Source organism: Prescottella defluvii (assembly GCF_000738775.1).
Lineage (GTDB): Bacteria > Actinomycetota > Actinomycetes > Mycobacteriales > Mycobacteriaceae > Prescottella > Prescottella defluvii.
This window is the reverse complement of sequence record NZ_JPOC01000022.1, coordinates 51,295-75,940: the sequence shown is the minus strand read 5'-3', so window position 1 is coordinate 75,940 and position 24,646 is coordinate 51,295. Positions and strand designations below refer to the sequence as shown.

The following is a 24,646-nucleotide window of genomic DNA, read 5'->3' as shown; positions in this document are numbered from 1 at the left end:
GCGGCCACAGCGGCGTCGACCTCTCCCTCGCGGCTGCCCGTCGCGGGCCGGTGGGAGAGGTCACCCTCTCCCACCGGCTCACCTCAGTGCGAGAACGCCGAGGCGGAATGCTCCGTCCCCTCCCGGAGTCGCGCGATGACGTCCTTCATCGCCAGGGCCAGCTTCCAGGCGAGGTCCCGGCTGAAGCCCTCACGCAACACGATCCGCAGCACCGCGACGTCCTCGGCGTCGGCGGGCATCGTGTACGCCGGAACCTGGAATCCGCGGGCCCGCAACTCGTGTGAGATGTCGAAAACGGTGAACCCGGGGTCACCCACGACCTCGAAGGACAGCACCGGTATGGCACTGCCGTCCGTGATGATGTGCATGTTGTCGATCTTCGAGATCTCGGCCGAGAGCATCAGGGCGGTGTCGCGGAGGGACTCCATGATCTGGGTGTACCCGGCGACACCCAGTCGGACCAGGTTGTAGTACTGCCCGACCACCTGGTTGCCGGGACGGGAGAAGTTCAACGTGAACGTCGGCATGTCGCCGCCGAGGTAGTTCACGCGGAACACGAGATCTTCCGGCAGGTGTTCCTTCGAGCGCCAGACGACGAACCCGATCCCGGGATAGGTCATCCCGTACTTGTGTCCGCTCACGTTGATCGACACGACGCGGGGGATCCGGAAGTCCCAGTGCAGTTCCGGATGGAGGAACGGCACGACGAAACCGCCGCTCGCCGCGTCCACGTGGATCGGGACGTCGGGTCCTCCGTCGGAGGCGATCTGGTCCAGCGCCTCGGCGATCTCGGCGACCGGTTCGAGTTCTCCGGTGAACGTGGTGCCGAGGATCGCGACAACGCCGATGGTGTTCTCGTCGACTGCTTCCCGGACCTGGTCCGGGGTGATGACGTAGCGGCCCTTCTCCATGGGCAGGTACTTCGGTTCCACATCGAAGTAGCGGCAGAACTTCTCCCAGACCACCTGGACATTGCTGCCCAGGATCAGGTTCGGCCGTGTCGAGTCCTTGCCGGCGGCCTGTCGCGCGGCCCGCCACTTCCACTTCAAGGCCAGTCCGGCGAGCATGACGGCCTCGGAGGACCCGACCGTGGAAACACCGGTGGCCGACGTCGGATCGGACTCGGAGAGGTCCTCCGCGTGGAAGAGTGCCGCCACCATGTTCACGCAACGGGTCTCGATCTCGGCGGTCGCCGGGTACTCGTCCTTGTCGATCATGTTCTTGTCGAACGTTTCCGCCATCAACCGATCCGCTTGCGGATCCATCCAGGTGGTGACGAAGGTGGCGAGGTTCAACCGCGAGCTTCCGTCGAGCATCAACTCGTCGTGGATGAAACGGTAGGCAGCCTCGGGTTCGGTCTCCGCCTTGGGCATCCGCAATGCCGGAATCGGATCGGTTCCGAGGCGGCCGGTGTAGGCGGGAGCCAGGGTCTCGGCGGGAGCGGCAAGGTTGTCTGACATCTTCTTCTCCTCCGGTTGTGCGGGCAGTCGAACAGTGGACCGATCAGGTCAGACCTCGATCGGCGGGTACAGCCGTTCCATCGTGTAGCGCCGGTTGCGTCGGACGGACAGCGCGCTCGCGGTGAGCGACACCAGCAGGATCCCGACGAGAACGACTATGGCGATCCACAGCCGGGAATCGACCTGTTCGCCGACGGTCAGCTGTCGCAGTCCGTTGACGGTGTAGGTCATCGGGTCGAACGGGTGGATGTACTGGAACGGTTTCGCGGTGGTCGGCACCGGATAGATGCCGCCGGCGGAGACCAGCTGCAGCATGAGGAACGCGAGTGTGACGACACGTCCGACTGCCACCCCGAACACTGCGTTGAACGCCTGGATCATCGCCAGGTACGTCGCGGACACCAGTATCAGGAACAGGACGGTTCCGACGACGTGCGTGACGTCGAGCCCGACCCCGAAGTGCACCACCGTGTACATGACGATCACCTGCAGCACTCCGACCAACAGCGCCGGCCAGTACGACGCCAACACCGTCCGGTACAGCCCGACACCCCCGACAGTGGGTCGGGACTGCAACGGGGTCAACAGCATCCACGTGATGATTCCGCCGACGAACAGGGCGAGCGACAGGAAGAACGGCGCGAATCCGGTGCCGAACGTGGACGCGGCGTTGTTCGTCTCCTGCTTCAGCGCCACCGGTGTAGACAGAGTGTTCGCGGTCTCGGTGCGCTGTTCGTCGGTCCATTCGGGGACCTGACCGGCACCCTGGGCCAGTGCATCCGCGAGCTGATGCGAGCCGGTCTGCAGTTCGACCATGCCGGATGACAGCTGGTTCGCGCCGCCGGAGAGCTGAATGCTGCCGTCGGTCAGTTGGATCAGGCCCGAATGCAGTGTCGCGGCACCGGTGTTCAGTTCGTCCACACCGCTGCGCAACTGTTGGACGTCACCGGCGATCTGCCCGCCCTGCAGCATCGCCAGTCCTCGTTGCAGCGGGCTCGAGGGATCGACTACCTGGTATTCGAGCGCACGGGCGTCCCCGCCGATGCGCTGGATCTCGGCGCGCAACGCCGTGGTGTCGGCCTGCAGTTGCGGAGGCGCGACCGCGGTCAGTGCGGCCAGGGCTCTCTGGGAGATCGGATCGGCGTTGCCGGCGAGGAGGTCGACCGCCGTCTGCGCGCCGGGCGGCAACTGCGTGGACTGCGGCAGCTTGGCGTCGAGCGCCTCGATGGACTGCCGCAGTTGCGCGACCTGGCCGCCGATGCTCTGGACGGTGCCACTGTCGAGCGCGTTCAGCAGCGGTCCGGTGACGCCGTCGATCGCGGTGGCGAGTTGCGACGCACCCGCGGCCAACTGCGCCGATCCGTCCCGTGCGGTAACCATGTTCGTCGAGAGTTCGGTTGCGCCCGAAGCGAGTTGATCGGCACCTCCCTTCGCGGTGTCGATGCCGGATGCGAGCTGCCCGGCGCCGTCGGCGGCCTGTTTCAGGCCCGAGCCGGCCGTCTGCAGACCGGTGAGAACGGTTCCGACACCCTGCGCACCGATCGTGGAGTTGACCTGGCCGATGACCTGTTCCGACGCATCCTGGCCGATGATGGTGGCCAGGTAGTTGTTGGCGTCGTTGAAGGTGAAGATCAGATCGGCCTTCTCCGGGTTGTCGCCGTTCGGCGATTCCACCGCCGCACTGAAGTTGTCGGGAATCGTGATCGTGTAGTAATACTTGCCGCTCGACAGGCCCTCGGTCGCATCGTTCTGCGACACCTCGGTCAGATCGAGCTGCCCGGACTCGATCAGCGATTTCACGACCTGATCGCCGGCGTCGACCTGTTGCCCCGTGGCGGTGCGCCCGGTGTCGTTGTTGACGATCGCGGCGGGAATCTTGTTCACGGCACCGAACGGGTTCCAGAACGCCCACAGGTACATGGCGCCGTACAACAGCGGCATGAGGATGATCGTGGCGATCGCGATCCTCGGCATGGTGCCGCGGAAGTACCGCTTCGAGTCGCTGCCCAGTGATATTCCGGCGAGCATCGGTCACCTTCCTTCGGTCATGACGCCGATGTCGCCGGCCCCGAGAAGTCCGTGCATGTCGACCACTGCGCCGACCCCGCAGCCGGGTGGCAGCGGATTGACGTCCGCGGTGATGATCGACTGGCGTTCGCCGAGCGCGACGAGACGTTCGAGCATCTCGAAACGTTCTGCGTCGTCGGCGATCCGATCGATGCGCCCCACGACGAGCAACGGTGGACGACGGGTGTTCGCGACGGCGACGCGAAGCAGCATCTGCTGGAGTTCGGGCAGGTCGTCGACGAATGCGTGCAGTGTGGGTAGCGGGATGTCCCCGAACACGTCCGCGCACATGTCGGCGACGCCCTGTTCGGTGACCCGTGGCACCAGCTTGTACCACGGTGACGTCCACCGGAGCTGCTCGGTGACGAGGTCCTGCACCGTCACCGAGGGACTGACCCCGTCGAGTTCGTCGAAGCATGCGATGGCCGACCTCGTGAACACCTTGTTCGGGTTGTCCCGGAAACCGAGCACGGTGAGTGATCCGCGGGTGAGTCTCATCCGGCCGCACAGGGCCATCAACAGTGCGGTGCGGGCCGCGCCGGTCTGGCCCGCGATCACGGTGACGCCGCCGGCTTCGATGTCGAGGTCGAGGGGGCCGAACACGTGACCCCAGGGGCCTTTCAGCTCGATCCCCCTGGCGGACACCAAAGTTCCGGTGATCTGCTCGGTCGGCGACTGCTCGTCACCGACGAATGTCTCTACCAAGACTGCCCCCGCAGGGAGTCTTTGACCACCTCACCGTTCTTGACGATGACTGCCAGGTTCTTGGCGGGGTTGGCGAGCAGACCGAGGTCGTCGAGCGGATTGCCGTCGACCAGCAGGACGTCCGCCCATGCGCCGGCCGCGATCACCCCGAACGGCGCTTCCCGGTACGGATCTCGTTCGCCGGCCATGCGGAACAGTTCGGCGTTGCCGGAGGTGAGCATCCGCAGCGCGTCGAGGTTGCTGTAGTGGTCGCCGAGCCGGGCCGCCATCTCGCTCTGCCGGGGAGCGAGCTGCGGCTCGAGGAGCAGGTCGGTGCCCCATGCCGTCTTGACGCCGTACTTCTTGGCCCACGCGTAGACCTTGTCGGTGCCGGAGCAGATTTCGCGGTCCTTACCGGCACGATCCGGGTCGGGGTAGTGGTGGTCGCCGAGCGCGAACGGCTGCATCGACAACCACACGTCCTTCTCCGCCATGAGCGCGACGGTCTCCTCGTCGGCGAGGTGCCCGTGTTCGATCGACTTGACGCCGGCCGCGATGGCACGACGGATCCCGGTGACGTTGTAGACGTGGGTGGCGACGTACGTGCCATAGTCGGTCGCGGCATGGACGGCGGCACGGAGTTCGTCGTCGACGAACTGCACGGTGTACAGCGGGTCGTACATGGATGCGGCCCCGCCGCCGACCATGAGCTTGATCTGCGAAGCGCCCTTCTTGAGCTGCTCACGGACGGCGGCGAGGACACGGTCGGGCCCGTCGGCGACGCGCATGAATCCGATCTGTTCGGCGCGGCTCTGGTCGCCACCGAGGATGGTGGGGCATTCGTACACGAATCCGAAATCGCCGTGGCCGCCGGTCTGCGAGATCGCGGCCTGCGAGGGGTAGATGCGCGGTCCTTGGAACAGGCCCCGATCGATGACGGACTTGATGCTGCCGGTGTCGCCGGCCATGTCGCGCACCGTGGTGAAGCCTCGGAGCAGCATGTTCTTGGCCTCGGCCAGGCCGTTGAGTGCGATGTGGCTCTCGGTGCCCATCACCATGTCCACGTACGAGTTTGCGTTCCCGACCAGATGGACGTGCGCGTCGCTCATGCCCGGCATCAGCACCCGGCCACCGCCGTCTACGACGATGGTTTCCCGGCCCGGATCGTCACCCACGGGTGACGTGGACACGCTGACGATCTTGTCCCCGTCGATCAGGACGTCGCCGGCAGTGAGCTGATCGGACACGCCGTCAAATACCCGGACGTTACGAAACAGTAACCGCTTCTTTGCTTCCGGAGTGGTTGTCATACTTCGGCAAGCTAACACTGTGTGTCTCCGGCACCGCCGAAGACACTGAATCTAGTCCTCGATATCACCCTTTTTGTAACCCGGAGTACGCCCTTCTCGATCGCGTGCTGAATCGTCAAATTCCCTGGTAGGGCGAATATTTGAGGCAGGGGTCCGGGTTGCCGGTAGAGCTCGGTAACGAATTGATCGCGGAATGTGTTTCAGGACAATTCGTTCGAGGGTGAGACGCTGTCCGTCGCGTCGACGGAAGCCGGCGCGGGCCTGCTGGATCTTCCGAGGAAGATGACGGAGGCTGCGAAGAAACAGAGGGCGCCGACGAAGGTGCCGGAGTTGGCGAGAGCGGCATCCTCGACACTGCCCGACTGCGTGATGAACGACCCGGCCGCAGACAGGCCGAAGGCGAGAGAGCCGAGGGCATTGAGCCATCCGCTCTGCCAGTCGAGCGAGCGCGGTTCCCAGAGATTTCCTGCGCGTACCAACATCAGGATTGCGAGGGAACTGCTGATCAGGAAGCCGATCGAGCCCTCCGCATTGGGTGTCCACACGTAGTGTTTCTCGCTCGCGATCGTGTGCGCATGCAGTGCCGCGCCGGTGCTGATGTTGAACAGGATCGTGCCCAGGAATTGGGTTGCGGCGGCCAGCCATTCCGCGCGGATCGCCGGTCTACCCGCCACCTCGGTGGTGGCGGCACCACTGAGGATGAGTTGGATGAAGGCTGCGTAGGTGAAGAACCACGAGCCTACGAAGAACGCGGTGTTGGCGCCGACCGTGCCGAGTTGAGTTGCCAGCACCGGTGCGGATCCGAGTGCGAACAACAGTGACCCGATCGTGAATCCCCAGGATTGCATGCGCAGAGTCGGGTGAATCAGCATGTGCCGCAGTATAGGTCGCAATCGATTCTGCAAGCATCGAATCCGAATCTCGGCGCGGCACTTCGAATAGTTCTACGTCCACAAGGTTTTCGGCGGGATCCGGTGTGGCGGGTCTACTCGCGGGGACCTGCACTTGCCGAATCCGTGGTTCCTGATCAAATGTTCTGCGATCCGGTCGTGGATGTGTTCCGGCCTTGCTCGAGGCCGGCGAGCATGAGTTCGAATACGTGCGTGGCGCGTGTGTCCAACTCGGTGACCTCGATTCCGAGTTCGCGGGCCATTGTTTCCCGGAAGACGCCGTATCCGAGGTAGGTCGCGGCGGTCAACGCGTGCATCACTTCACCGTCGGCGTCGGGGGGGAGGGCTCCGGTCTCCTTGTCCCGATCGAGTGCGGCGCGGGTTGCCTCGACGGCCGGGAAGATCCGGAGGTCCGGGTCTTCGTCCAGGGCGAGTAGCGCCTCGAGTTTGATGAAGTCGCTCTGGCGCAACGCCATGCGCCACAGGGCGCGGCGGCGATCGGAGAATGGGCGATCCCAGTGCTTCGCGGGATCGGGGCGGTTGTCCTCGAGCAGTCGCGTGATCGCTGCCCGCAGCAGGCCTCGGCGCGTTCCGAAGTAGTGGTAGATCTGGCCGTGGTTGACCCCGGCCTCCTTCGCGACTTCACGCAGGGTGATGCCGGCGAGGACGCCGTCGCGTTCGAGCAGGCGCAGCACTGCGTCGATCAGTTCGTTCTCGGTCTCCTCGCGGGTCCCCCTCCGGCGCCTCGGCCGGTCCACGTCTTCCGGTTCGGTTGCTTTCCGCATGCGCTCACCTTCCCTGAAGTGCCTTGGAGGCATGTCTTGCCGTGACTCACTTCACAAGATACAGTCCCGGCCTACCGAACGTTAATAACGAACCGTTAGTAGGTGAGGCAGTGACGGATACCGACCTTCCACTGGAGGGGATCCGAGTGTTGGACATGGCGACGGTGCTGGCGGCACCCGTGACCGCCACCTGCCTCGGCGACTTCGGCGCCGAGGTGGTGAAGATCGAGGAACCGGGTGTCGGCGACTTCATTCGAGCGGGCAGTGACAGTGAGTCCCGGCGGTCCCTGCAGTGGGTCCAGGAAGGACGGAACAAGAAGTCGGTGACCATCGACCTGCGTACCGAGCGCGGTCGGCAGTTGGTCCGCTCGATGCTCGGGTACTTCGACGTGGTGGTGACCAACTACCGCCCGCCGACGTTGGAGCGATGGGGACTGAGTCCCGAGGTGATGGCCCGGATCAATCCTCGCGCCATCATCGTGTGCATCACCGGTTACGGATTGACGGGCCCGTATCGTGATCGCGGCGCGTTCGACCGTGTGGCGAGCGCCTTCTCCGGCCTGACCTACGTCACGGGAGAACCCGACCGCGACCCGGTTCGCTCCGGTTATTCAGTGATCGACTACATGTCGGCCTATCTGGCGGCGTTCGCCACCGTCACCGCCCTGTATCACCGCGACCAGCGTGGGGGCGCCGGCCAGATCGTCGATCTGGGCCTGTACGAGGCGGGCTTCCGCGCCAGCGAGAACGCATTACTGACTTACGGCGCCCAGAGGCAGGTGCGTGAGCGCGTCGGAAACCGCAACCTCGGCATCGTTCCGGCCAGTGATTTCGACACTGCCGATGGTCGGCGCATCTCGTTGCACGCCGGCACCGACGCCCTCTTCCGCAGATTCGCCACGGCGATCGGGCTACCCGATCTGGCGACCGATCCACGGTTCGTGACACGAGCGGCCCGCGTGACCAACCAGCTTCAGCTGTATCCGATCATCGCCGACTGGGTGGGCGGCCAGACCGCCGCCGACGCTGTCAAGTTGCTCAGCGACGCCGACGTTCCGGTGGCCCCGGTCATGAATGTCGCCGACATCGCCACTGATCCGCACTATCTCGAACGCGGCACGGTCGTCACCGTCGACGACGTCGAGCACGGCGCGCTGCCGATGGCCGCCCCGCTGCCCCGCATGAGCGCGACGCCGGGGACGATTCGCACCCTGGGGCCGGCCCTCGGGGAGCACACCGGCGAGATCCTGGCCCAGTTGCTGGGGTTGGACGACGACGAACTCGCCCTTTTGCGAGCCGATCAGATCATCTGAATTGCCCTGCTCCTGAACCCATTGCTCTACAGACCGATTCGACCGATCGGACATGAACAGAAAGTTGTTTCGATGACAACCATCTCCACCGCTCGCGATACCTTGCGGGTGATCAATCCGGCCACCGAAGAGGTGGTCGCCGAACTCGCGGTTCACGGTGAGGACCTTTGTGCCGACGCTGTCGGCCGCGCCGGTGGGGCGCAGCGGACGTGGGCCGCCATGCCCGGTGAACGACGCAGCGAGATCCTCTGGCGTTGGGCGCAACTGGTCGAGAACGACTTCGCCGAACTCGGCCGTCTCGACACGGAGGACACCGGCAAGGTCCTCGCAGACGCCCGCGCTCAGGCACGTCGTGGGGCGCGTCATGCCCGCTACTGGGCGGGTAAGGCGGACAAGCTTTTCGGGCAGCAGTTCGCCGACGTGCCCGGGCAGCTCTCCTACACGCGGCTCGAGGCACTCGGACCGTATGTCGTCATCCTGCCGTGGAATGCCCCGGCGCATTCGTTCATGGCGCGGGTCAGCCCCCCTCTCGCCTGCGGAAACTCCGTCATCGTCAAGCCGTCCGAGCTGTCGCCGAGGTCGGCGGTCCGACTGGCGGAGCTCGCGGTGCAGGCGGGCTTCCCCGAAGGGGTACTCCAGGTGATGGTCGGAGGCGGTGCCACCGGCGCCGCGCTGTGTGCCCACCCCGATGTGGCCGGGATTTCGTTCACGGGGTCGGTTCCCACCGGACGCCACATCGCCCGTTCGGCCGCAGACACCTTCAAGAAGCTCACCCTCGAGATGGGCGGGAAGTCGCCGATCATCGTGTTCGACGACGCGGATCTAGACTCGGCCGCTCGTGCAACGGTCCTCGGCATCCTGAACAACGCCGGCCAGGTGTGCGCCGCCGGCAGTCGACTACTCGTCCACGCCTCGATCGCGAAGGAGTTCGTGGCGGAGGTGGCCGCGCGGATGAGTCGGGTGCGCGTCGGGGACCCACTCGATGCCCACACTCAGATGGGCCCGGTGGTCAGCTGCGGACAGTACGAGAAGATCCTCGGGATTCTCGACAACGCGCGTAGCGAGGGGGCGCGCATCGTGCTTGGTGGTGGCCGTCCGGCAGCGCCGCAACGCGGCTTCTACGTCGCGCCGACACTGATCGATCGAGTCGATTCGAGCATGGCGGTGGCGAGCCAGGAGATCTTCGGCCCTGTACTCAGCGTGCTGACATTCGAGACCGAGGAGCAGGCGCTCGAGCTCGCGAACGAGACCGAGTTCGGCCTGACGTCCTACGTCTGGACCCGCGATCTGGGGCGGATGATCCGGATGAGCGAGGGGATCGACGCGGGTGTCGTACACGGCAATTCGAATCTCGTGTTGGACTCGGTACTGCCGTTCGGTGGCTTCAAGCAGAGCGGGCTCGGTGGGGCCTACGGCGATGACGCCGTGGCCGGCTGTACCCGAACGAAACGTGTCACGCTCCGCATCGCCGATACCCCGCTGCCAGGACCCTGGCCGGGAATCTGACTGCCCCACAAAACTTTGGAGACCAACGCATGCCCACAGATACACGCATCATCGTCCAAGACGCCACCGACGGCCCGTTGTCACTGAGAGAGGTAACTCTGCCCGATCCCGGCCCGCACGACGTGCTCCTGCGGATCCATGCCACCGGCGTATGCCAGAGCCAGCTGTACTGGATGCACGCCGCCCGCCCCGGACCGATGCTGTTCGGACACGAGGGGTACGGCACAGTCGTCGCCACGGGATCGGCCGTCACTCACGTCGCCGCCGGTGATGCCGCGATGATCACCTGGGTGCCGCGCACGGACGACCGCACCCCGACCCGAGCCGCGGTCGACCTGCCCGACGGTCGCACGGCGCATTCGCCCAACGTCTACACCTGGGCCGAGCACACGCTCGTCGACGAGCTTTATGTCCTGCCCCTGGGACCAGAGTCGCGGGCGGACGTCGTCTCGATTGTTGGTTGCGCCGTGGTCACCGGCGCCGGCGCCCTCTGTCACGCGGCGCCTGTCGAGGCCGGAAACACGGTGGCAGTGTTCGGTGTCGGTGGAGTGGGGCTGTCGGCAGTCGCAGCTGCATCCATCCGCGGCGCATCCAGGATCGTCGCAGTAGACCTCGACGCTGACAAGTTGGCTTTCGCGAAGCAGTTCGGCGCCACCGACACCATCGACGCCTCGATAACGGACAACCCTTCGGCAACGATCTTGGAACTGACCGGGGGTGTCGACATCGCGGTGGACTGTGTCGGTCATTCCTCGACCACTGTGCAGGCCCTCGACAGTGTTCGTGCCGGTCGCGTGGGCGGCACCCGCGGTGGCACTGTCGTTCTCGTCGGACTCCCGAAAGGCCCCACCGAACTGAATCTCGCCGGCCTCATCGGCGGACAGAAGCAACTTGTCGGTACCAGCGCCGGTGGCTGCACCCAGGACGACATCGAAGCGTTCCTTCAATGGCACACCGACGGCAGGCTCGATCTCGACGCGTTGGTCACCGACCGCTACCCCCTCGCGGATATCGACGCGGCCGTCGGTGATCTCGCAAGCGGACGCGTTCTCGGCCGCGCGATTGTCACGATGTGACAGTCGGCTCGGCGCCCGAACTCAACATCAATTGCTCAAAATTCGTTGTCGCTCAGCGACTGTCATTAAGGAAGACTGGAAATGAGGCGATCGTCTCTCGTTCGTGTCGGCACTGTGCTCACGGCACTGGCGACCACCACGATGCTCCTCGCCGGATGCGCCGGCGGGACAGGCTCGACGACGGACACGTCAGCGGTGACGACGGGCCTGGTCGGCGAGCAAGCCGACGGCGGTGACCCGACCTCCGGTGGCACGCTGTCGTACGCCACATTCGTCGGCATCAGCAGCTTGGACCCGGCCAACAGACAGGACAGCGGGGCGACCGGCGGCAGCGAGATGGCCGCGATCTACGACTTGTTGATCCGCTACGACACGGAGGCCGAGGCTTTCGTGCCGCAGTTGGCGCAGTCTCTGGAAGCGAACGGCGACAACACCGTCTGGACATTGAAGCTCCGCCCGGACATCAAGTTCAGCGACGGCACCCCCGTCGATGCGGACGCAGTGCAGTGGAGCATCAATCGCTACGTGGAGAAGAACGGCCTGCAGACTCAAGTGTGGAAGGCCTCCGTCGCAGACGTGACATCGGTGGATCCGTCGACGGTTGTCTTCACCTTGAAGCGGCCGTGGAACGACTTCCCGATCATGCTCACTTCGGGACCGGGAATGGTCGTCTCGCCGTCGTCGATTGCGACCGGGACGTTCGTCGCTGTCGGTGCGGGTCCGTTCGTCGTGGACAAGTTCGCATCTCAGGAAGAACTGGTGCTCACCGCCAACCCCACCTACTGGAAGGGGCAGCCACACCTCGCGAAGTTGCGTTTCCCGGTGATTCAGGGTGAACAGGCCAAGCTGGAAGCGCTCCACAGTGGTGGGATCGACGCGGCCTACATTCGGAGGGCTGAGGCAGTCCACAGTGCGCTGGCCGCCGGCGACATCGGTTACGTACACACCGTCAGCTTGGGCACTGTCGGTGTCATCAACCAGCGGGAAGGCCGCGCAGCGTCCGATGAACGTGTACGCAAGGCGATCGTTGCAGCGATCAACCCCGAGATCTACAACGACCGTGTCGAGGATGGCTACGGCATGCCCGGCAGTGACATGTTCCAGTCGTGGTCCGCATGGCACGGCAATGTCGCGGCCAGCGGCTACGACCCGGAGGCTGCGAAGAGGTACCTTGCCGAGGCCCGAGCCGACGGATACGACGGCAAACTCACCTACGTCGGATCGAATACTCCCGAAACCCAGCGAAACGCCCTCGCCTACCAGTCCATGCTGCAAGCAGTCGGATTCACTGTCGAGATCTCGTATGCGCCGAGCAATACCGATCTCGTGCGCCGATTGTTCGTCGAACATGACTACGACGTCGCGCACTCGGGACTGAGTGTCCTCGAGGAGTCACCGTTCGTGCGGTTGTTCGTCAACTTCCACAGCGATTCCCCGTCGAACGTGCTCGGCTACAAGAACGCGGAGATGGACCAGTTGCTCACCCAGTTGCAGACCGCGTTCACCGACGACGACCGACGGGCCGTCCTCGAGAGGATGCAGACACTGGTCAACGACACGGCACCGCTGGCCACTATCGGTGCTGGCAAGGTACTCGTCACCTGGAGACAGAATGTGCACGGCGTCACGCCGAGTGCAGACGGAATCATGCTGTTCCAGGATGCCTGGCTCGCCTCCGAACCGTTGGCTTGAGTGGTCGCGTCACACCGCGGTCGCGAGTATCGCGGCGGCGGTGAAGAACAGTCCGGCGAAGACCCGGCCGGTGACCTGCTGCTGCCGCGGCGAGCGCAGCAGTCGCAGTGCGTGGGCGGCGAGGCCCGTGTAGCCGGTCATCACGACGACGTCCACGGCCACCATCGTCGCCGCGATGAGAGCGTACTGCGGCAGCAGCGGGGCGGACGGATTCAGGAACTGGGGTAGCACCGCGAGAATGAAGACGACGGCCTTCGGGTTGCTGATATTGATCAGGAAGGCCCTCAGCACGAGGGACGCGGCGGTGGCGCGGCTGGTGTCGGAGTCGGCCTCGACGGGGGTCGGCGCCGCCCGCCACTGCCGCACACCGAGATAGGCGAGGTACGCCACCCCGAGCCATTTGACGACCGTGAACGCGGTCGGCGATCCGGCGAGGAGGGCGCCCAGGCCCGCGGCGACGATGACGATCTGCAGCAGCAGTGCCAGTTGCAGCCCCAGGATGTTCCAGTAGCCGCGGACGAAACCGTGCCGTAGCCCCGTCGACATCGACGCGATCGCGCCGGCTCCCGGTGACAGGCTGATCACCCAGCTGGCGCCGAAAAATGCCAACCACATCTGCCACGACACGAGGGAGAAGCTTAGGCCCGTCGACGGCGTCGCTCGGCGGAGGGTGGCGCTACGATCCGCCGCTCACGCAGCTGCGCGGCGGATCGACCAGCGAACAGAACGCGGTCGGCATCACCGGGGTGTAGCCGGCGGGGGTGCCGCCGCGGGCGACGATGTCGCGGTAGGTGTCGACGGCATCGGTGGGGCGACGGGTCAACGTCGGGTCGGTGAGCGCGTCGACCGTGTACAGGCCGAAACGCGGACGGTACGAACCCCACTCGTAGTTGTCCGTGATCGACCAGTAGTTGTAGCCGATCACGTCGGCGCCGTCCTCGCGAGCCCGCTCGATCCAGTAGATGTGGTCTCGCAGATGGTCCGACCGGGTGTAGCCGTCCGGGCGTGGCTGCCCGTTGTCGGTCGGCATCCCGTTCTCGACGACGTACAGCGGCACCGTCGGCAGCTTGCGGTGATACGCCATGAGCGCGTGGTAGATCCCGTCGGGCTGTGGCACCACGTCGTAGAACCGGTCGGTGGCGGCCGCGATCGCCGAGACGTTGTCGAGGGAGACGCCGTAGTAGTAGTCGATGCCGAGGAAGTCGAGTTTGTCGGTGACCCGGTCGACGAACAGGGTGTCGAGCATCCCGAACACGGCAGGGATGAACGCGAGATTGCTACCGACGCGGGCGGCCGGGTCGAGTTGATGGATGCGGTCGTAGATCGTGCGGTGCGCTCGGGTCATGCCGTCGAACATCTTGTGGACGTCGAGAAGGGAGATTCCGCCGAACGTCAGTTCGCGCTGCGCGTAGGTCGTCGGCTCGTTGAACGTGATCCAGATCGCCCCGGCGTCCTTGTAGCGCTCGACGACCTTCTCGGCGTTGGCCAGCCAGTCGTCGACGGTGCGGGGATCGGCCCAGCCGCCACGGTCGGCGATCCAGCCCGGATAGACCCAGTGGTCGAGCGTGATCATCGGTGTCATGCCGTGGCCGCGGATGCGCCGGATCACGTCGTCGTAGTATGCGAATTCGGCCTCGTCCCAGGTGCCGGGGCTCGGCTGCACCCGGGCCCACTCGACCCCGAAGCGGAACACGTCCACCCCGAGCGCGGCGGCGTTGTCGATGTCCTCGGTGTACCGGTGCCGGAAGTCGACCGCGTCGCCGATCTCGTCGTGCGTCTTCCCGGACGCCGAGTACCGCGCCCAGTTGCTGTCCGGGGAGGACCCCTCCGACTGGAATCCCGAGGTGGCGACACCCCACAGGAAGTCGTCGCCGAGGGGATCGGCCTGTACCGCCGGGGCGGCCAGCAGGGTTGCGGTGAGCGCGACGATCGCGGCGCCGAGAACGGTTCTCACAGTTGCTCCTTCAGAAGACGGTGCCGAGATCGTGGGCGACGAGGGTGTCCATGCTGTGCTCGGCGAGCGCAGCGATCGTCATGGACGGGTTGCAGGCGCCGGTCGAGCCCGGAATGCGTGAGCCGTCGAGGACGTAGAGCCCCCGCTGCCCGTGCACGCGGCCGACGTCGTCACATACCGAGCCGAACGGCACGCCGCCCAACGGGTGGAAGGTGTTGGTGTCGAAGGCGTTCACATCGATCGCCGACACCCCGAAGCCGGCGCCGACGATCTGTTCGATCCGCGCCCGGATCGCGTTCGTCAGGTCCCTGTCGAACGCTTGATCCCAGGTCAGGACCGCATCGTCGCGCCCGGGGTCGTAGTGCCAGATCCCGCGACCGTCGACGACGCCGTAGCCGATCACCGACGTCGTGTGCAGATCCAGTGGAAACGGCACCGGGCCGAGGACGATCGTCAGGGCACCGGCCGGGTTGTCCCAGTCCTTGACCCCGACGCACGCCGGCCCGCCCTGCCACGCGCCGGGGCTGTCGGTGGCCCGGGTGACCATGAAGATGCGGTCGCCGTTGTTGCCCCAGCCCGTGCCGACGGCGTCCGGCAGGTCCGGGATCAGGTTCTTCGCGCGTGCCTTGACCAGCAGGCGGGTGGTGCCGGGAGAGCCGGCGCCGAGGAACAGTGCGTCCGAGACGATCCGCTTGCGCTCGAGCACCGCGCCGTCCCGGCCGATCCGGTCGCAGTGCACGACCCAGGAGCCGTCCCCGCCGCGTTCGATGTCGGCGACCCGGTGCAGTGGCGCCACCTCCACCCGCCCGGTGGCCTCGGCCTCCGCGAGATAGGTGACGTCGACGGAGAACTTTCCGCCGTTGTTGACGCCGTAGATCACATCGCCGTTCGTGTACGACGGGCGCATCTCCCCGCGCAGTTCCCTCCGCGCGAACTCCCAGTCGATGGGCATCGGCACCCGGAACGTGTGCAGGCCCTGGGCGTCGGCCATCTCCACGAACCGGCGCGACGAGCGGTACTGCGGACTGTTCAACAGGTCGTCCGGGATGGTCGCGATCCGCAGCATGCGCGCCACCCTCGGGTAGTAGACCGAATCCATCCGCTCGTAGTCGATGCGCGACGAGACGCACCTCGCGAAATTCTCGCCGTCGGGTTGCATCGTCATCCCGTGGTAGACCAGCGAGCCGCCGCCGACGCCGGCACCGCACAGGATGTCCATGCCGTTGCCGGGGATGCGTTCCATCAAGCCGGTGAACGGTGGGAACACGGCCGGGGGAGCGCCCGTCATCACCGGGTGCGGCTGCAGCCACGCCGAGCGTTGGTCGGGGGAGAGCATCCGGGGAAACGTCTCGGCGTTCGGTCCGGTCGGCCACCGGATGCCGCGCTCGAGGACGAGGGTGTCCACACCGGCGCGGCCCAGATGCATCGCCGCGATCGCACCGCCGAAACCGCTGCCGATCACGACGGCACGGCGACGCTGTTCGGTGACCTCGGCTCGACGGAAAGCGGTGGCGGCTGCCGGAGCTGCCAGGGCGGCGCCGGCAGTCATCGTGCCGGCGGCGCCGGCCGTCATGACCGCGGCGGTGCCGCCCAGGAACGTGCGCCTGGTCACTCGCGGAACGATGGGACTCGGATCGGGGGTCACGGCAACTCCCTGTGCTGCGGTGTCGGATGCTGGGATCGACGAGCTCACGCAGATGGGGACTCTAGGGTGGACACGTGTCCAGTGTGGTGTCTTTCGGGTGAATTGCAGCTCAGAGGTGTTGCTCACCGCAGGTGGAGGCCTGTTCGGCGCACGTGTGGGGCCGGATCGTAAGTAACTTGCACCCATCGCGGATAATCGGTGTGAACCCTTGTTCTCCAGAGAGGACCTCTCATGCTTGCCCGCACCGACCTTCGCGGTCGTACCCCTTCCACCGCTGAGCTTCGAGGCGCCCTGCCCCGCGGCGGAGTGGACGTGGACGCGGTGCTGCATCAGGTCCGCCCCGTCGTCGAGGACATCCGCAACCGCGGCGCCGAGGCGGCGCTCGAGTACGGCGAGAAGTTCGACGGTGTTCGTCCCGCGACGGTCCGCGTCCCGCAGGCCGAGTTGGACCGTGCGCTCGCCGAGTTGGATGCCGATGTGCGCGCCGCCCTCGAGGTCGCGATCGAGCGGACCCGCAAGGTCCACGCCGATCAGCGCCGCACCGACACGGTCACCGAGGTCGTCCCCGGCGGCACCGTCACCGAGCGCTGGGTGCCGGTCGAGCGCGTCGGCCTGTACGTGCCCGGTGGCAACGCCGTGTACCCGTCGTCGGTCGTGATGAACGTCGTCCCGGCACAGGCCGCGGGCGTCGAGTCGCTCGTCGTCGCGTCGCCGCCGCAGGCCGCGTTCGGTGGCCTGCCGCACCCGACCATCCTCGCCGCAGCCGCGATGCTCGGCGTCGACGAGGTGTGGGCCGTCGGCGGTGCACAGGCCGTCGCGCTGCTCACCTACGGCGGCACCGATACGAACGCTGACGAGCTCGCCCCCGTCGACCTCATCACCGGACCGGGCAACATCTACGTCACCGCAGCCAAGCGGCTGTGCCGCGGACTGGTCGGCATCGACGCCGAGGCCGGCCCGACGGAGATCGCGATCCTTGCCGATCACACCGCCGACCCGATTCATGTCGCGGCCGACATGATCAGCCAGGCCGAGCACGACGTCATGGCCGCGAGCGTGCTGGTCACCACGTCGACCGAACTGGCCGACGCGGTCGACCGGGCGCTCGCCGCCCAGCTCGAGCTCACCAAGCACCGGGAGCGTGTCGAGACCGCGCTGCGCGGCAGCCAGTCCGGCACCGTTCTCGTCGACGACATCGCCGCCGGGTTGAAGGTCGTCAACGCGTACGCCGCCGAGCACCTCGAGATCCAGACCGAGGACGCCTCCGCCGTCGCCGCGCAGGTGCGGTCCGCCGGAGCGATCTTCGTGGGACCGTGGGCGCCGGTCAGCCTCGGCGACTACTGCGCCGGGTCCAACCACGTGCTTCCCACCGCGGGCTGCGCGCGGCACTCGTCCGGCCTGAGCGTGCAGACGTTCCTGCGGGGCATCCACGTCGTCGACTACTCGGAGGCGGCACTGAAGGACGTCGCCGGGCACGTCATCACGCTCGCCAACGCCGAGGATCTCCCGGCGCACGGCGAGGCCGTGCGGCTGCGTTTCGAGAGCCTGCGGTGAGCGCCGGGAACATCCCCGGATCGGCCGTCGGCATCGACGACCTCTCCATCCGGGAGAACCTGCGCGGTCAGTCCCCGTACGGCGCACCGCAGTTGACGGTGCCGGTGCAGCTCAACACCAACGAGAACCCGCACCCGCCGTCGAAGGCGCTCGTCGACGACGTCGCCGAGGCCGTCCGCGCGGCGGCCGCGGATCTGCACCGCTACCCGGACCGGGACGCGGTCGCGTTGCGTACCGACCTGGCCGAGTACATGACCCGGCAGACCGGTGTACCGCTCGACGTCTCCAACGTGTGGGCGGCCAACGGCTCCAACGAGGTGCTGCAGCAGTTGCTGCAGGCGTTCGGTGGGCCCGGCCGGAGTGCGATCGGCTTCGTGCCGTCGTACTCGATGCACCCGCTGCTCGTGGCCGGCACGCAGACCGAGTGGATCGCGGAACCGCGCCACGACGACTTCTCGCTCGACACCGCGGCCGCGGTGCGCGTGATCGAGGAGCGTCGCCCCGACATCGTCTTCGTCACCAGCCCCAACAACCCCACCGGGCACAGCATCCCGCTCGAGGATCTGAAGCAGATCCTCGCGGCGGCGCCGGGAATCGTGATCGTGGACGAGGCGTACGCCGAGTTCTCGTCCGTGCCCAGTGCAGTGGGCCTGATCGACGAGTTCCCCACCAAGCTGGTGGTGAGCCGCACGATGAGCAAGGCGTTCGCGTTCGCCGGTGGCCGCCTCGGCTACCTCGTCGCGGCCCCCGCGTTCGTCGACGCGATGCTGTTGGTGCGCTTGCCGTATCACCTGTCGGTGGTTACCCAGGCCGCCGCCCGCGCCGCGCTGCGGCACGCCGACGAGACCCTCGGCAGTGTCGCCGAACTCGCGTCCGAGCGGGACCGGGTCAGCGCGGAGCTGGCGGCGATGGGCTACCGAGTCGTCCCGAGCGACGCGAACTTCATCCTGTTCGGACTGTTCGAGGACGCCGCCCGGACGTGGCAGCACTACCTCGACGAGGGCGTGCTGATCCGCGACGTGGGCATCCCCGGCCACCTGCGTGCGACCGTCGGACTGGTCGCCGAGAACGACGAACTGCTGCGCGTCAGCAGAAAACTTGCCGCCACCGAATTGAAGGGCCTGTGATGAGTGATCGGATCGCGCGCGTCGAACGCACGACCAGGGAGTCGAGCATCGTCGTCGAACTCAACCTCGACGGCACCGGAATCGTGAATGTATCCACGGGCATTCCGTTCTTCGACCACATGCTCACTGCCCTCGGCGCGCACGCCAGTTTCGACCTGACCGTCCAGGCGAAGGGTGACGTCGAGATCGACGCCCACCACACCGTCGAGGACACCGCCATCGTGCTCGGTCAGGCGCTCGGTCAGGCGCTCGGCGACAAGCGGGGCATCCGCCGCTTCGGCGACGCCTTCATCCCGATGGACGAGACCCTCGCCCACGCCTCGGTCGACGTCTCCGGGCGCCCGTACTGTGTGCACACCGGTGAGCCGGAACACATGCTGCACAGTGTGATCGGTGGCTACCCGGGCGTGCCGTACTCGACGGTGATCAATCGGCACGTGTTCGAGTCGATCGCTCTCAACGCGCGGATCGCGCTGCACGTGCGCGTGCTGTACGGCCGCGACCAGCACCACATCACCGAAGCTGAGTTCAAGGCCGTCGCGCGGGCATTGCGCGAGGCCGTCGAACCGGACCCGCGGGTCTCCGGTGTCCCGTCGACCAAGGGTGCGCTGTAGAGCCATGGATACGGTCTTCATGTACATCCTGTTCCTCGCCGCGGGCTTCGCCATCGGCGGCGCCTACGCGATGTGGAAGGTGAACAAGCTCGCATCCCTGGTCCTGGTTGCACTCGCGGGTCTGGCGGCAGCGTCGGGAATCCTGCGACTGATCTGATGCGTGAACTCCTGCGTACCCGCGGGATCCTGGTCGCTCTGCTCATGGGTGCCACCACCTTCGGTGGCTGGTCTCTGCTGTTGCCCGTGGTCCCGCTCGCGGTCAAGGACGGTGGTGGCAGCGACGCGGCCGCCGGCGCGTCCACCGCGATATTCATGGCCACCACCGTCGCGACGCAGTTGCTGGTGCCCGGATTGCTCCGCCGGTTCGGTTATCGGGCCGTCCTCGCTGTCGGCTGTGTGTTGCTCGGTCCGCCGTCGCTGGCCTTCCTGTGGAGCACGGCGATCGGTCCCGCGTTGGCGATCTCCGCGGTCCGTGGGATCGGCTTCGGCCTGGTCACCGTCGCCGGTATCGGATTGCTGGCGGAACTGGCGCCGCGCAACCTGCTCGGCCGGGTCACCGGTGCGAACGGGGTCGCGATCGCGGCCGCCCAGATGATTGTGCTCCCTTTGGGCCTGGCCCTGTACGAATCTGGTTCCACCACTGCGGTATTCGTTCTCGGTGCGCTGATTCCGACGCTGTCGCTGGCATCCATCTCGCGGCTGCCGTCCGTGCCCAAGCCCGGCCTTCCCGCGGGGCGCAAGGGGCTGCCCGTGGCGGTCCTGTTGATCCCGTGCGTGTCGATGCTCGTGGTGTCCGCGGCCTACGGCGGCATGTCCTCGCTGCTGCCGATCGCCACGGAATCCCGCGCTGCGATAGCGGGATTGGCGTTGTCGGCCTCCGCCGGTGCGATGCTCGTCGGACGATACGGCGCAGGCGTGATCGCGGACCGCATCGGCGCGGGGCGCACCCTCGTTCCCGCGCTGGTTCTCGCCGCGGTGGGCATGGGCCTGGTGGCGTTGTCGGTGGGGGGCGTCGGCGGTGACGCGGCGCTCGTCGTAGGTGCAATGGCATTCGGCGCCGGGTTCGGCGCCGTCCAGAACGAGGCCCTGCTCACGCTGCTGGCCTCGGCCGGGCCCGATCGGGTCGGGGCGGCCAGCGCCGCCTGGAACATCGCGTACGACGGCGGCACCGGCATCGGGGCTCTCGCCCTGGGTGTCGTGGCGGGCGCGGCCGGTTACCCGATGGTGTTCGCGCTCGCGTCGATCGGCGCCCTGGTCGTTGCGCCCGCAGCCCTGGCGGTGCGCGGGGCGGGGTCGCGGCCCCGATAGAGTTTCCTCATGACCGCACGCAAGGTTGCCCTCCTCGATTACGGCTCCGGAAATCTCCACTCGGCGCAGCGCGCCCTCGCGCGGACCGGCGCGGAGATCGAGGTGACGTCGGATCCCAAGGTCGCACTCGCCGCAGACGGGCTGGTCGTGCCGGGGGTCGGCGCGTTCGCTGCGTGCATGGAGGGGCTGCTCGCGGTCCGGGGTGAGCGCATCATCGGTCAGCGTCTCGCCGGCGGACGCCCGGTGCTGGGCATCTGCGTCGGCATGCAGATCCTCTTCGAACGCGGTGTCGAGCACGGCGTCGAGGCCGACGGCTGCGGCGAGTGGCCCGGCACCGTCGAACGCCTCGAGGCCGATGTCCTGCCGCACATGGGCTGGAACACCGTCGAGGCGCCCGAGGACAGCGTGCTGTTCGACGGCATGGACGCGGAGACCCGCTTCTACTTCGTGCACTCCTACGGTGTCCGGAAGTGGGAGCTTCCGCCGTCGGACATCATCGCGCCGCCCAAGCTGACCTGGGCCGAGCACGGGGACCGCTTCCTCGCCGCCGTCGAGAACGGGGCCCTCTCGGCGACGCAGTTCCACCCCGAGAAGTCCGGGGACGCAGGCGCCCAGCTACTGGAGAACTGGGTCCGCGCTCTGTGACCCGTGCCCCCGACGGTCGTTCGGGTGATCTGTCGATCGCCCGGCTCGCGCTGGCGGCCCTGGGTGCGGCGACGTCGGCGCTGGTGGTCGTGACTGCGGTGATCGTGGTGCTGCGTCCGGGGCCGGTCGCGGGGCTCGTCATCGCCCTGGTCGGGGTCGCTGCCGCGATCGCGGCGATGGGCGTGGTGTCCACACGGATGGTCCGTCGGGCGGTCGGACCGGAGGCCGACGACCGCGACCGGCGCTCGTGACGGTGCGACCGTCTCGACCGTGCGTTCGGTTGCAGCGGCGCCAGGCACTAGAGTGGGCGCGGTGAGCCTGGTCCTTTTGCCTGCTGTAGATGTCGCCAACGGTGAAGCTGTTCGCCTCGTTCAGGGAGAGGCGGGGAGCGAGACCAGTTACGGTGCGCCCCGCGACGCCGCCCTGGCGTGGCAGAACGACGGTGCCGAGTGGGTGCATCTGGTCGACCTCGACGCCGCGTTCGGCCGCGGATCCAACCGTGAGCTGCTGGCCTCCGTCGTCGGTGAACTCGACGTCAAGGTCGAGCTGTCCGGTGGCATCCGTGACGACGAGTCCCTCGAGGCAGCTCTCGCGACCGGCTGCGCCCGCGTCAACCTCGGTACCGCCGCCGTCGAGAACCCGGACTGGTGCGCCCGCGCCATCGCCAAGCACGGCGAGCGCATCGCCGTCGGCCTCGACGTCAAGCTGATCGATGGCGACTACCGCCTGCGCGGGCGTGGCTGGGTGTCCGACGGCGGCGACCTGTGGGAGGTGCTCGAGCGTCTCAACCGTGACGGCTGCTCGCGTTACGTCGTCACCGACGTCAGCAAGGACGGCACCCTCACCGGCCCGAACCTCGAACTGCTGAGCGCGGTCTGCGCCGCCACCGATGCGCCGGTCGTCGCCTCCGGTGGCGTCTCGACCATCGCCGACCTCGAGGCCATCGCCGGTCTCGTGGGCGAGGGCGTCGAGGGATCGATCGTCGGAAAGGCCCTCTACGCAGGACGATTCACGCTTCCCGAGGCACTCGCCGCGGTCTCGCGCTAGGAACGACACTCGCAATGAGCCTGCCCCGGACACCGCTCGAACTGCTCGCGATCGCGAGTGAGGTTCTCGACGGTGCCCGGGGCAGGTTCGTCGCGGGGCTCGGCGCCCCCAGCGCGGTCCGCAAGGGCCCCAAGGACTTTGCGACCGCCGTCGACCTCGAACTCGAGAAGACGGTGTCGGCCGAACTCGAACGCCGCACCGGCATCGAGGTCCACGGCGAGGAATTCGGTGGGCCCGAACTGGCCCACGGTTACGTCTGGATCCTCGACCCGATCGACGGCACGTTCAACTATTCGGCCGGCCTGCCCACCGCGGGCATGCTGCTCGCGTTGCTGCGCGACGGAGTCCCGGTGCTGGGGCTGACGTGGCTGCCGCTGACCGGGGAACGGTTCGCCGCCGCGGAGGGCGGACCGGTGTACCGCAACGGCGTCGCAGTGCCCCGGCTCGAGGCGAGTTCGCTGTCCGCCGCGATGATCGGTTTCGGTGCGTTCAACATCGACAGCCGCGGCCGCATCCCCGGCCCGTACCGCTTCGAACTGCTCGGTCAGCTCAGCCGGATCTCGTCCCGGATCCGGATCCACGGATCGACGGGCGCCGACCTCGCCTACACCGCTGCCGGAATCCTCGGCGGCGCGGTCGTGTTCGGTCACCACGTGTGGGACAACGCGGCCGGCGTCGCGCTCGTCCGGGCGGCCGGGGGCGTCGTGACGGATCTGCGCGGGGACGACTGGCACGTCGGTTCCCGCTCCGTCCTGGCCGGCGCACCCGGCGTGCACCGCGAACTGCTCGACATTCTCCACTCTCTGGGCGACCCGGAGATCCGGCCTGAAGGAGGGCCACCACAATGACTTTGGCTGTTCGAGTGATCCCGTGCCTCGACGTCGACGCGGGCCGCGTCGTCAAGGGCGTCAACTTCGAGAACCTGCGGGACGCCGGCGATCCCGTCGAGCTCGCTGCGGCGTACAACGCGCAGGGCGCTGACGAGTTGACGTTCCTCGACGTCACCGCGTCCAGCGGCGACCGCGGCACGATGCTCGACGTCGTCACCCGCACCGCCGAGCAGGTCTTCATCCCGCTCACCGTCGGCGGCGGCGTACGCACCGCCCCGGACGTCGACCGCCTGCTGCGGGCCGGCGCCGACAAGGTCAGCGTCAACACCGCCGCGATCGCCCGTCCCGAGGTGCTGCGCGAGATGTCGCAGCGGTTCGGTTCGCAGTGCATCGTGCTGTCGGTCGACGCCCGCACCGTTCCGGAAGGTCAGGAGCCGACGCCGTCGGGCTGGGAGGTCACCACGCACGGCGGCAAACGCGGCACCGGCATCGACGCTGTCGAGTGGGCCATCCGCGGCGCCGAACTGGGTGTGGGGGAGATCCTGCTCAACTCGATGGATGCCGACGGCACCAAGGCCGGCTTCGATCTGAAGATGATCCGCGCGGTCCGCGCGGCGGTGCGTGTGCCGGTCATCGCCAGTGGCGGTGCGGGCGCCGTCGAGCACTTCGCCCCAGCCGTCGAGGCCGGCGCCGACGCCGTCCTCGCGGCGAGTGTCTTCCACTTCGGGGACATGACGATCGGGGACGTCAAGGCGTCCATGCGTGCAGAAGGGATCACCGTCCGATGAGCCTCGATCCGACGATCGCCGCCCGCCTCAAGCGCAACGACGCCGGCCTGTTCAGCGCCGTCGCGCAGGAGAAGTCGACCGGCGCCGTCCTCATGGTCGCGTGGATGGACGACGAGGCACTCGCCCGCACCCTCGAGACCCGCAAGGGCACCTACTACTCGCGCTCGCGCCAGCAGTACTGGGTCAAGGGTGAGACGTCCGGACACACCCAGTACGTGCACGAGGTGCGACTGGACTGCGACGGTGACAGCGTGCTGCTCATCGTCGACCAGGAGGGCGCCGCGTGCCACACCGGCACGCACACCTGTTTCGACACCGACGTCCTGCTCGCCGCCGAAGCCTGACGGGTTC

The 24,646-nt window shown here is 67.1% G+C and carries 24 protein-coding genes; 15 read left to right on the top strand and 9 right to left on the bottom strand.

Translation table 11 applies throughout. From position 1 onward, the window contains the following. Positions 1 to 83: 83 nt before the first annotated feature. The 6 genes from IJ15_RS0108995 to IJ15_RS25245 all read right to left on the bottom strand — a co-directional run bounded on the left by IJ15_RS0108995 (position 84) and on the right by IJ15_RS25245 (position 7,196). Positions 84 to 1,460 carry a glutamate decarboxylase gene (locus IJ15_RS0108995; protein ID WP_031938004.1) on the bottom strand — a complete coding sequence of 459 codons (1,377 nt, stop codon included), beginning with the start codon at positions 1,458 to 1,460 and terminating at the stop codon, positions 84 to 86. 48 nt (positions 1,461 to 1,508) lie between these two features. After that, positions 1,509 to 3,488 carry a YhgE/Pip domain-containing protein gene (locus tag IJ15_RS0108990; RefSeq protein ID WP_031938003.1) on the bottom strand — a complete coding sequence of 660 codons (1,980 nt, stop codon included), beginning with the start codon at positions 3,486 to 3,488 and terminating at the stop codon, positions 1,509 to 1,511. A gap of 3 nt (positions 3,489 to 3,491) precedes the next feature. Then, a complete protein-coding gene (locus IJ15_RS0108985; protein WP_231569470.1) occupies positions 3,492 to 4,232 on the bottom strand; it encodes an ATP-binding cassette domain-containing protein in 741 nt (246 codons plus the stop codon). Next, entirely contained in the window at positions 4,226 to 5,521 is a 1,296-nt protein-coding gene (locus IJ15_RS0108980) for a metal-dependent hydrolase family protein (protein WP_031938001.1), read from the bottom strand. Before IJ15_RS0108980 ends, IJ15_RS0108985 begins: the two co-directional genes overlap by 7 nt. A gap of 200 nt (positions 5,522 to 5,721) precedes the next feature. Further along, on the bottom strand, positions 5,722 to 6,393 hold the full coding sequence (locus IJ15_RS0108975; RefSeq protein WP_031938000.1) for a hypothetical protein: 672 nt from the start codon (positions 6,391 to 6,393) through the stop codon (positions 5,722 to 5,724). A gap of 155 nt (positions 6,394 to 6,548) precedes the next feature. After that, positions 6,549 to 7,196, bottom strand: a complete 648-nt coding sequence (locus tag IJ15_RS25245; protein ID WP_197059785.1) for a TetR/AcrR family transcriptional regulator — start codon at positions 7,194 to 7,196, stop codon at positions 6,549 to 6,551. Positions 7,197 to 7,306: 110 nt separating this feature from the next. Here IJ15_RS25245 and IJ15_RS0108965 point away from each other — a divergent pair, with 110 nt between their 5' ends. The 4 genes from IJ15_RS0108965 to IJ15_RS0108950 all read left to right on the top strand — a co-directional run bounded on the left by IJ15_RS0108965 (position 7,307) and on the right by IJ15_RS0108950 (position 12,783). Continuing rightward, positions 7,307 to 8,509, top strand: a complete 1,203-nt coding sequence (locus IJ15_RS0108965) for a CaiB/BaiF CoA transferase family protein (protein ID WP_031937998.1) — start codon at positions 7,307 to 7,309, stop codon at positions 8,507 to 8,509. Positions 8,510 to 8,581: 72 nt separating this feature from the next. Next, on the top strand, positions 8,582 to 10,015 hold the full coding sequence (locus IJ15_RS0108960; RefSeq protein WP_081880656.1) for an aldehyde dehydrogenase family protein: 1,434 nt from the start codon (positions 8,582 to 8,584) through the stop codon (positions 10,013 to 10,015). A 29-nt stretch (positions 10,016 to 10,044) separates the two neighbouring features. Then, positions 10,045 to 11,091, top strand: a complete 1,047-nt coding sequence (locus IJ15_RS0108955; protein WP_081880655.1) for a zinc-binding dehydrogenase — start codon at positions 10,045 to 10,047, stop codon at positions 11,089 to 11,091. A gap of 81 nt (positions 11,092 to 11,172) precedes the next feature. After that, positions 11,173 to 12,783, top strand: coding sequence for an ABC transporter substrate-binding protein (locus tag IJ15_RS0108950; protein ID WP_031937995.1), 1,611 nt, complete (start codon positions 11,173 to 11,175; stop codon positions 12,781 to 12,783). Positions 12,784 to 12,792: 9 nt separating this feature from the next. Here IJ15_RS0108950 and IJ15_RS0108945 read toward each other — a convergent pair whose 3' ends face one another. The 3 genes from IJ15_RS0108945 to IJ15_RS0108935 are packed head-to-tail and all read right to left on the bottom strand — an operon-like array spanning position 12,793 to position 16,310. Further along, a complete protein-coding gene (locus IJ15_RS0108945) occupies positions 12,793 to 13,410 on the bottom strand; it encodes a LysE family transporter (RefSeq protein WP_031937994.1) in 618 nt (205 codons plus the stop codon). A 49-nt stretch (positions 13,411 to 13,459) separates the two neighbouring features. Continuing rightward, complete coding sequence (locus IJ15_RS0108940; RefSeq protein ID WP_031937993.1) at positions 13,460 to 14,737, bottom strand: glycoside hydrolase family 1 protein; 1,278 nt, start codon at positions 14,735 to 14,737, stop codon at positions 13,460 to 13,462. A 10-nt stretch (positions 14,738 to 14,747) separates the two neighbouring features. Next, positions 14,748 to 16,310, bottom strand: coding sequence for a GMC oxidoreductase (locus IJ15_RS0108935; RefSeq protein ID WP_081880664.1), 1,563 nt, complete (start codon positions 16,308 to 16,310; stop codon positions 14,748 to 14,750). A gap of 303 nt (positions 16,311 to 16,613) precedes the next feature. Here IJ15_RS0108935 and hisD point away from each other — a divergent pair, with 303 nt between their 5' ends. The 11 genes from hisD (at position 16,614) to hisI (ending at position 24,639) form a co-directional block, all read left to right on the top strand. Beyond that, a complete protein-coding gene (gene hisD, locus IJ15_RS0108930) occupies positions 16,614 to 17,936 on the top strand; it encodes a histidinol dehydrogenase (protein WP_031937991.1) in 1,323 nt (440 codons plus the stop codon). Beyond that, positions 17,933 to 19,063 carry a histidinol-phosphate transaminase gene (locus tag IJ15_RS0108925; RefSeq protein WP_031937990.1) on the top strand — a complete coding sequence of 377 codons (1,131 nt, stop codon included), beginning with the start codon at positions 17,933 to 17,935 and terminating at the stop codon, positions 19,061 to 19,063. The genes hisD and IJ15_RS0108925 overlap by 4 nt, the downstream gene beginning before the upstream one ends. Then, positions 19,063 to 19,677, top strand: a complete 615-nt coding sequence (gene hisB / locus IJ15_RS0108920; RefSeq protein WP_031937989.1) for an imidazoleglycerol-phosphate dehydratase HisB — start codon at positions 19,063 to 19,065, stop codon at positions 19,675 to 19,677. The genes IJ15_RS0108925 and hisB overlap by 1 nt, the downstream gene beginning before the upstream one ends. 4 nt (positions 19,678 to 19,681) lie before the next feature. After that, a complete protein-coding gene (locus tag IJ15_RS26420) occupies positions 19,682 to 19,834 on the top strand; it encodes a hypothetical protein (RefSeq protein WP_031937988.1) in 153 nt (50 codons plus the stop codon). Beyond that, positions 19,834 to 20,985, top strand: a complete 1,152-nt coding sequence (locus IJ15_RS0108910; protein WP_031937987.1) for an MFS transporter — start codon at positions 19,834 to 19,836, stop codon at positions 20,983 to 20,985. Before IJ15_RS26420 ends, IJ15_RS0108910 begins: the two co-directional genes overlap by 1 nt. Before the next feature lie 9 nt (positions 20,986 to 20,994). Beyond that, positions 20,995 to 21,630, top strand: a complete 636-nt coding sequence (hisH, locus tag IJ15_RS0108905) for an imidazole glycerol phosphate synthase subunit HisH (RefSeq protein WP_031937986.1) — start codon at positions 20,995 to 20,997, stop codon at positions 21,628 to 21,630. Then, entirely contained in the window at positions 21,627 to 21,881 is a 255-nt protein-coding gene (locus IJ15_RS0108900; protein ID WP_031937985.1) for a hypothetical protein, read from the top strand. Before hisH ends, IJ15_RS0108900 begins: the two co-directional genes overlap by 4 nt. 61 nt (positions 21,882 to 21,942) lie before the next feature. Further along, the gene (priA, locus tag IJ15_RS0108895) at positions 21,943 to 22,677 is read left to right on the top strand and encodes a bifunctional 1-(5-phosphoribosyl)-5-((5-phosphoribosylamino)methylideneamino)imidazole-4-carboxamide isomerase/phosphoribosylanthranilate isomerase PriA (RefSeq protein WP_031937984.1); all 735 of its coding nucleotides are present in this window, start codon (positions 21,943 to 21,945) and stop codon (positions 22,675 to 22,677) included. A 14-nt stretch (positions 22,678 to 22,691) separates the two neighbouring features. Continuing rightward, the gene (locus IJ15_RS0108890; protein WP_031937983.1) at positions 22,692 to 23,525 is read left to right on the top strand and encodes an inositol monophosphatase family protein; all 834 of its coding nucleotides are present in this window, start codon (positions 22,692 to 22,694) and stop codon (positions 23,523 to 23,525) included. Continuing rightward, positions 23,522 to 24,295, top strand: a complete 774-nt coding sequence (gene hisF / locus IJ15_RS0108885) for an imidazole glycerol phosphate synthase subunit HisF (RefSeq protein WP_031937982.1) — start codon at positions 23,522 to 23,524, stop codon at positions 24,293 to 24,295. Before IJ15_RS0108890 ends, hisF begins: the two co-directional genes overlap by 4 nt. Continuing rightward, positions 24,292 to 24,639, top strand: a complete 348-nt coding sequence (gene hisI / locus IJ15_RS0108880; protein WP_031937981.1) for a phosphoribosyl-AMP cyclohydrolase — start codon at positions 24,292 to 24,294, stop codon at positions 24,637 to 24,639. The genes hisF and hisI overlap by 4 nt, the downstream gene beginning before the upstream one ends. The last annotated feature ends 7 nt before the right edge of the window (positions 24,640 to 24,646 follow it).

Coding starts and splice junctions, on each gene's coding strand:
- IJ15_RS0108995 (WP_031938004.1), bottom strand. CDS start 1,460: ATGTCAGACAACCTTGCCGCTCCCGCCGAGACCCTGGCTCCCGCCTAC.
- IJ15_RS0108990 (WP_031938003.1), bottom strand. CDS start 3,488: ATGCTCGCCGGAATATCACTGGGCAGCGACTCGAAGCGGTACTTCCGC.
- IJ15_RS0108980 (WP_031938001.1), bottom strand. CDS start 5,521: ATGACAACCACTCCGGAAGCAAAGAAGCGGTTACTGTTTCGTAACGTC.
- IJ15_RS0108975 (WP_031938000.1), bottom strand. CDS start 6,393: ATGCTGATTCACCCGACTCTGCGCATGCAATCCTGGGGATTCACGATC.
- IJ15_RS25245 (WP_197059785.1), bottom strand. CDS start 7,196: ATGCGGAAAGCAACCGAACCGGAAGACGTGGACCGGCCGAGGCGCCGG.
- IJ15_RS0108960 (WP_081880656.1), top strand. CDS start 8,582: ATGACAACCATCTCCACCGCTCGCGATACCTTGCGGGTGATCAATCCG.
- IJ15_RS0108955 (WP_081880655.1), top strand. CDS start 10,045: ATGCCCACAGATACACGCATCATCGTCCAAGACGCCACCGACGGCCCG.
- IJ15_RS0108950 (WP_031937995.1), top strand. CDS start 11,173: ATGAGGCGATCGTCTCTCGTTCGTGTCGGCACTGTGCTCACGGCACTG.
- IJ15_RS0108935 (WP_081880664.1), bottom strand. CDS start 16,310: ATGACGGCCGGCGCCGCCGGCACGATGACTGCCGGCGCCGCCCTGGCA.
- hisD (WP_031937991.1), top strand. CDS start 16,614: ATGCTTGCCCGCACCGACCTTCGCGGTCGTACCCCTTCCACCGCTGAG.
- hisB (WP_031937989.1), top strand. CDS start 19,063: ATGAGTGATCGGATCGCGCGCGTCGAACGCACGACCAGGGAGTCGAGC.
- IJ15_RS26420 (WP_031937988.1), top strand. CDS start 19,682: ATGGATACGGTCTTCATGTACATCCTGTTCCTCGCCGCGGGCTTCGCC.
- IJ15_RS0108910 (WP_031937987.1), top strand. CDS start 19,834: ATGCGTGAACTCCTGCGTACCCGCGGGATCCTGGTCGCTCTGCTCATG.
- hisH (WP_031937986.1), top strand. CDS start 20,995: ATGACCGCACGCAAGGTTGCCCTCCTCGATTACGGCTCCGGAAATCTC.
- IJ15_RS0108890 (WP_031937983.1), top strand. CDS start 22,692: ATGAGCCTGCCCCGGACACCGCTCGAACTGCTCGCGATCGCGAGTGAG.
- hisF (WP_031937982.1), top strand. CDS start 23,522: ATGACTTTGGCTGTTCGAGTGATCCCGTGCCTCGACGTCGACGCGGGC.
- hisI (WP_031937981.1), top strand. CDS start 24,292: ATGAGCCTCGATCCGACGATCGCCGCCCGCCTCAAGCGCAACGACGCC.